At 60.2% G+C, this 6,041-nt stretch carries 6 protein-coding genes; 3 read left to right on the forward strand and 3 right to left on the reverse strand.

Annotated features, from left to right (window positions below; all coding sequences use genetic code 11):
• On the reverse strand, positions 1 to 447 hold a 447-nt coding region (locus EN925_RS19285), incomplete at its 3' end, for a response regulator (RefSeq protein WP_245487245.1).
• A 271-nt stretch (positions 448 to 718) separates the two neighbouring features.
• Between EN925_RS19285 and EN925_RS19290 the strand changes: the two genes are divergently transcribed.
• Both EN925_RS19290 and EN925_RS19295 read left to right on the forward strand, forming a co-directional pair.
• Entirely contained in the window at positions 719 to 3,829 is a 3,111-nt protein-coding gene (locus tag EN925_RS19290; RefSeq protein ID WP_127368737.1) for a CheR family methyltransferase, read from the forward strand.
• Positions 3,826 to 4,206 (forward strand): response regulator, encoded by a 381-nt coding sequence (locus EN925_RS19295; RefSeq protein WP_127368736.1) that lies wholly within the window; start codon positions 3,826 to 3,828, stop codon positions 4,204 to 4,206. The genes EN925_RS19290 and EN925_RS19295 overlap by 4 nt, the downstream gene beginning before the upstream one ends.
• A 233-nt stretch (positions 4,207 to 4,439) precedes the next feature.
• Here EN925_RS19295 and EN925_RS39700 read toward each other — a convergent pair whose 3' ends face one another.
• On the reverse strand, positions 4,440 to 4,727 hold the full coding sequence (locus EN925_RS39700) for a hypothetical protein (RefSeq protein WP_164756668.1): 288 nt from the start codon (positions 4,725 to 4,727) through the stop codon (positions 4,440 to 4,442).
• Between the two features lie 38 nt (positions 4,728 to 4,765).
• Here EN925_RS39700 and EN925_RS19305 point away from each other — a divergent pair, with 38 nt between their 5' ends.
• On the forward strand, positions 4,766 to 4,984 hold the full coding sequence (locus EN925_RS19305) for a hypothetical protein (RefSeq protein ID WP_013533186.1): 219 nt from the start codon (positions 4,766 to 4,768) through the stop codon (positions 4,982 to 4,984).
• A gap of 100 nt (positions 4,985 to 5,084) precedes the next feature.
• Here EN925_RS19305 and EN925_RS19310 read toward each other — a convergent pair.
• The coding region (locus tag EN925_RS19310) for a molybdopterin dinucleotide binding domain-containing protein (protein WP_281040653.1) at positions 5,085 to 6,041 on the reverse strand (957 nt) is incomplete at its 5' end.

The following is a 6,041-nucleotide window of genomic DNA, read 5'->3' on the forward strand; positions in this document are numbered from 1 at the left end:
GGACGGGTCCGGTCCGGGGGTCGCCCGCCCCGGTGCCTGCGGGGGAAAGAGTGCGTTGAACACCGCCTGGCTGCCCGAGGATTTCCGCAGATTGCTGGCGTAGCGGAGATGGTCGGGAATGGCGATGTCGTCATCGCCACTGAAGAACACGAAGGGGACACCCCGGCGCATCAACTCATCAGCGATTGGAAACACGCGTCGGCCATTGAGATTGACATCGAGGATTGCAGCTTCGGCCGTTTCGGTATGTTTGGATGCCTGTTCGACGGTTGCGGCGGGCCCGAGAATGATGGCGCCCATATTGCTGAAAAACCGCGCAAGATCTCCCGCCATCGTCCACTCGTCTTCGACTATCAGAATATGCAGCCCCCGCAGGTCGCGCACGTCGTCATCCTTTCTTGCAACGGAGGTTAGAATGCAGAGGATTTGCTTTCCGAATTCTGTCATCCAGGGCCGCCTGCAACCGCTTCGCAAGCATCAGCATGCGATTCGGGACGGGCCCCGCATCGGAACCTGCTAGCGATCCAGGCGCCCCTGACACCACTGGCGCTCGGAGTTTTATGTCAGCAGAGCGTTTCGTCATTGAACCACCATTGATATCGGGTTCAACGTCATCCCTGACGTCTTGTTCCATACGTCTTGCGCGCTATATGGTTATGTCCTGTTCGATCCGGCCTTGAGGAGACTTCATGTCGGGTCGGCGAAAGGGGGACATGCCGTGACTGCCCGATCGACTAGATTTCCCATCGTTGGCATCGGCGCGTCCGCGGGTGGCATTCCCGCGATGGAAGGCTTGTTCAAAGGCGTTACCAGCCAGCCCGGCATGGCGTTCATCATCATCACGCATCTCAGCCCGAAGCGAGAAAGTCTGTTGCATGAAGTTGTCAGCCGCTACACCGAGATGCCTGTCGTTGTGGCCGAGGATGGCATAGCTGTTGTACCTGACCACGTCTACGTGATGCCACAAAACGTCACTCTGGCGATCGCCAACGGTGTGCTGCGCCTGCGGCGGCCCAACGGGCTTACCCAAGAGCGCAAACCCGTCGACATCTTCTTTAGTGCGCTCGCTGAAGACCAGGGCGAATATGCCGTGGGCGTCATTCTGTCGGGCGGTGATTCCGATGGAACGCTGGGCGCCAAGGCGATCAAGGAGCGGGGTGGCCTCACTGTCGCGCAAGCGCACGACGGCTACGGGCCGCGCAATCCCGACATGCCACAGAGCGCTATTGCCAGCGGGCTCGTCGACGTCGCTGTGCCCGCCGAGGAGATCGGGGCGAAGCTGGAGGCTTTCGCCCGCGGCTTCGACACGCTGGAAGGGCTGGCGGAAGAAGATGGCGACCATACGGCCGACATCGATAAGGTGCGAGAACAGATATACGCCATTCTGCGCAGCCACTCCGGCCACGACTTCTCGGGCTACAAGACCAAGACATTTCTGCGCCGCGTGAAGCGACGCATGCAGATCGCCCAGGTCCATTCCATCAGCGCCTATATAGACTGGCTGAAGAAAGATGCTCGCGAGGTGATGAACCTTTTTCGCGATCTGCTGATCAATGTCACCAACTTCTTTCGCGACCCCGATGCCTTCGAGTTGCTCGAGCGAAAGATCATACCGCAGTTGTTCGAAGGCAAGACCGCCAGCGACACCGTCAGGGTCTGGGTTCCCGGATGCGCCACGGGCGAGGAGGTGTTCTCCATCGGCATCCTGCTGCGCGAACACATGGAGACGCTTACGGTCGTTCCGCGCGTCCAGATATTTGCCACCGACATAGACGAGCCTGCGCTGGCGGTGGCCCGGGCGGCACGCTATCCCGAAGCCCTGCTGCAAGGGCTTTCACCCGAACGCCGACAGCGGTTCTTCAACGGCGACGGAGAGAGCTATGTCATTAGCAACGAGATACGGGAACTGTGCATCTTCTCGCCGCACAGCGTCATTCGCGATCCGCCTTTCTCGCGCATGGATCTGGTCTCCTGCCGCAATCTGCTGATCTATTTCGGCCCGAGCATCCAGAGCCGTGTCATCCCTGTCTTTCACTATGCATTGAAGCCCGGCGGTTACCTGTTCCTCGGCACCTCCGAAAGCGTTGGGCAGCACGACAATCTGTTTGCCACTGTCGACAAGAAACATCGTCTCTTCCAGGCGCGCGAGCATGCCTCGCCGCATATCAGGCTGCCCGCCTTGATCGGTGAGAGCCGTTCCGGCGTCTTTCCCTCTGAAAGCGCCGGCTTAAGGAAGGGAGCCGCCGGTTATCCGCTGCGCCAGGCTGTCGAGGCGCAGGTGCTGGAGCGCTTCGCTCCGCCGCATGTCCTGGTCAACGCCGAGGGCGATGTCGTCTATTATTCGGCCAGGACCGGCAGATATCTCGAAGCGCCGCAAGGGATTCCCAGCCGGCAGTTGCTGACGATGGCTAGGCGTGGGCTGCGACTGGACCTCCGCGCCGCGTTGCGGGAAGCGACGACGACGCGCCGCACAGTGGTGCGGGAAAACCTCATCGTAGAGGAAGACGACGAACGGGTCCAGCCGATCAAGCTCACGATCGAACCGCTCACCGAACGTGGCAATGGCGAGCCGCTTTATCTCGTCCTGTTCGAACCGTCGGGGCCGACCCAGGCCCGCTCAGAGGAAGACGGCGGCGGCCGTGACAGTGACAGCACCGCCGATCTCGAGCGGGAGCTGCGCGACACCAGGGAGCGCCTGCAATCGACGATCGAGGAATACGAGACCGCGCTGGAGGAGGTCAAATCGTCGAACGAGGAACTCGTCTCCGTCAATGAGGAGGCGCAGTCCACCAACGAGGAACTCGAAGCCTCGAAGGAGGAGATGCAGTCGCTCAACGAGGAGCTCAACACGATCAACGCCGAGTTGACGGCCAAGATAGAGGAGCTCGACCACGCCAACGGCGATCTGCGCAACCTGTTCGAAAGCACCGACATCGCGACCATTTTCCTCGACCGCAGCCTTGTGGTCCGTACCTTCACGCCGGCGGCGTCATCCTTCTTCAGCCTGCGTCCCTCCGATGTCGGCCGGCCGCTGACGGATCTGTCTAGCCAGCTCGACTACCCCGAGTTGAAGCAGCACATCGACAAGGTCTTTGAGACAGGCGAGATCCTGAATCACCATCTGGCACGCGATGCCAGGGGCCTGTTCCACATGGTCCGCATCAATCCCTATCGCGACAAGGGCAACAGGATCCAGGGCGTGGTGGTGACACTTGTCGATGTCACCACTCTGGCACAGGCGGAAGAGCATCAGCAGGTGCTCATCTCGGAACTCAACCATAGGGTCAAGAACATGCTTGCGGTGATCGCCAGCATTGCAAGCCGCACGCGGGAAAGTTCTGATACGAAGGAGGAGTTCGCGGATGCGCTGATCGGCCGCCTGCATGCCATGTCGCGGGCCTACGGCCTGCTGACCCGGGAGAGATGGAAGGAAGCCTCGGTCAGGGAAATGCTCCAGCAGGAGCTCGAACCATTCGGCATCGAGCGGATCGAACTCGATGGCAAGGATGTCAAACTAGGTCCGCAACAGGGGCTTTCCCTGAGTATGGCCATCCATGAACTGGCCACCAACGCGGCCAAGTATGGCGCTTTGTCAAAAACCGACGGCAAGGTCAGTGTGCAATGGTCGATCGACGATGACAGTTTCACATTTGGCTGGCGAGAAAAGGACGGCCCTCCTGTCAAGGCGCCGTTAGACAATGGCTTTGGGCTGACCTTGTTGCAGGGTGAAATTGATTACAGGCTGGGCGGCCATGTCGAGACCGCGTTCCACAAGGACGGCCTCAGCGTCCAGATCGCGTTTCCGGCAAACCACAAGGAGGCGCCGTGAGCGACGACAGGCCGCGCGTTCTGGTGGTCGAGGACGAATGGCTGATCGCCGAAGACGTCGCGTCTCGCCTGCGTGCGGCGGGTTATCCCGTGATCGGCCCGGTCTCGTCGGTCGCCGCGGCTCGTCAACTTATCGATGCAGGCAAAGTCGACGTGGCGCTGCTGGACATTCAATTGAACGGTGAAACAAGTCTGCCCGTGGCCGAAACACTGTTGGCTCGCGGTATCCCCTTCGCCTTCATGACCGGATTTGGGCCCCGTGACGTTCCCAAACCCTTCCGAAACTGCAAATTCGTGCCGAAGCCGGCAGGCGACGCTGCCCTTCTCAACACCCTGGCCGACCTGGCATCGCTTCGTCCCGACACGCATTCTTCGTGATTTCAGGCAGTGCTGGCCTCGATCGATCCGGTGACTCCGGCCCGCCCGATTTAGGGTTCATTCGACTGTGAACACCTCAGGGACCGCGAAGTGGAACAACTCAAGTCCGTGCGAGTTCGGTAGCCGTGCAGCGTCATCGCTCCCCTCGTTTGATGCTGGACGATCGGGTCCCCCTCAGCCTGATCCGCTCGCGCTTTCTGTTGGAAAGCGCGAGCCTTTAATCATCTCGACGATCATGTTTTTGGACCGGGGTGGGAACAACGTACCGGTTCGGCAGTTCGGCGTGCAGGAGGAACAAAATGCAATTCGCCGAAGAAATCGCGCTCAGGCGCGTAAAAATGCTGGTCGAACAATATGTTGTAGCCAGGAGCAGGAGATATGATTTCGTCTCGACGGAACTTGCCTGCAAAGCCATCCGCCAGGTCGTACGAAGTCCGATTGAAGATGCCGAACTGGACCATCTGCTGGCCAGAAGCGCCGTCAAGCAAGGGCTTTCGGTGCGGTTCGACCGAATAGGTCATTGGCAGACGGCTTCGCCCGAACTCCAGGAGAAGTCAGCATGAGAGCAGTGCTATTGATGTCGGCGGCATTGCTCGCCTTGGCGGGGTGCAACGATAATGCCGATCCAGCCAAGTCCAAGACGGATACTACGAACAGCCAACCGGTCGACAAGAATCCCACGACCGACACCAACCCGACACCGCAGACCAGCACCGGCGGCGAGCAGCAAGGCACGCAGCCAACCCAGCCGGCATCTCCAAAGCCAAGTGGCGGCTAGGCCAAGTGGCGGCTAGGCCAAGTGGCGGCTACGGCCGCTTCTGTGCCCAACGGCGGGGTCGCCGGACACGTCTCTCCGGCCGGGACCGAGGCCTCCGGCCTCAGCAAACAATTCTTACGGGAACGGACTTGACGGCCGGAACGTGGGCCTCCTTGGCGCGATGCCATAGGGGCACCAGGGGATTGAGTTCCGGATAATAGCCGGCGCAGTTGCCTTGCGGCACGGAATAGGGTGTCACACGAAGGCCGCGCACACGCCGCTCCACACCGTCATCGGCATGCGTTTCGAGATCGATCTGCTGCCCCGCGGTCAGTCCGAACCGCTGGATGTCGGCCTCATTCATCAGCAACACCATGCGTGTACCGTGGATGCCGCGCAACCTGTCATCATAACCGTAGACGGTCGTGTTGAACTGGTCGTTGGATCGCACTGTGATCAGCGTCAGCACCTTTTGGCCCGAGACATCGATATCGGGATCTGTCTCCAGCGTGGTGGGCGGCTTGAAATTGGCCTTCTTGTTCGGCGTTTCCCAAATTCGCTTCGATGCCTTGATGTCGCGATGGAAGCCTCCGGGTGTCAGGAACCGCTTGTTGAACTGGCGGAAATGCTGTGGAAAGCAGCGCTCGATCTCATCACGGATGCGAGAATAGTCGGCAATCCACTTATCCCAAGGGATCGAACTCATGTCTGGCACGGTGGCCTTGGCCAGCTCCGCGACGATCTTCGGTTCCGAAAGCAGGTTTGGCGAAACCGGCGGGCGCGATCCAAAGGACCCATGGATGCAGGCGGTCGAATCCTCCATGGAAACGGTCTGATCGCCGCTTGCCTGGCGATCTCTTTCTAACCGGGACAGGCAGGGCAACAGATAGGTTACTGCCCCCGGCAGGAGATGACTTCGGTTGAGCTTGGTCGCGATTTCGACATGCAGGCCAAGTCTGCGCCAGGCTTTCTCAACGAGGCCGGTTTCGGGCACGGCGCGGACGAAATTACCACCCAGGCCGACAAAGCCTTTCACCGAGCCGGCGATGACGCCTTCGCAAGTCTCGACCGTATCGAG

It is taken from the genome of Mesorhizobium sp. M7A.F.Ca.US.006.04.2.1, assembly GCF_004022915.1.
In the GTDB taxonomy this organism is placed as follows: Bacteria; Pseudomonadota; Alphaproteobacteria; order Rhizobiales; family Rhizobiaceae; genus Mesorhizobium; species Mesorhizobium ciceri.

What these genes read in the sequence shown, in the direction of transcription:
- EN925_RS19305 (WP_013533186.1), top strand. Translation starts at nt 4,766, where the DNA reads ATGAGAGCAGTGCTATTGATGTCGGCGGCATTGCTCGCCTTGGCGGGG.
- EN925_RS39700 (WP_164756668.1), bottom strand. Translation starts at nt 4,727, where the DNA reads ATGACCTATTCGGTCGAACCGCACCGAAAGCCCTTGCTTGACGGCGCT.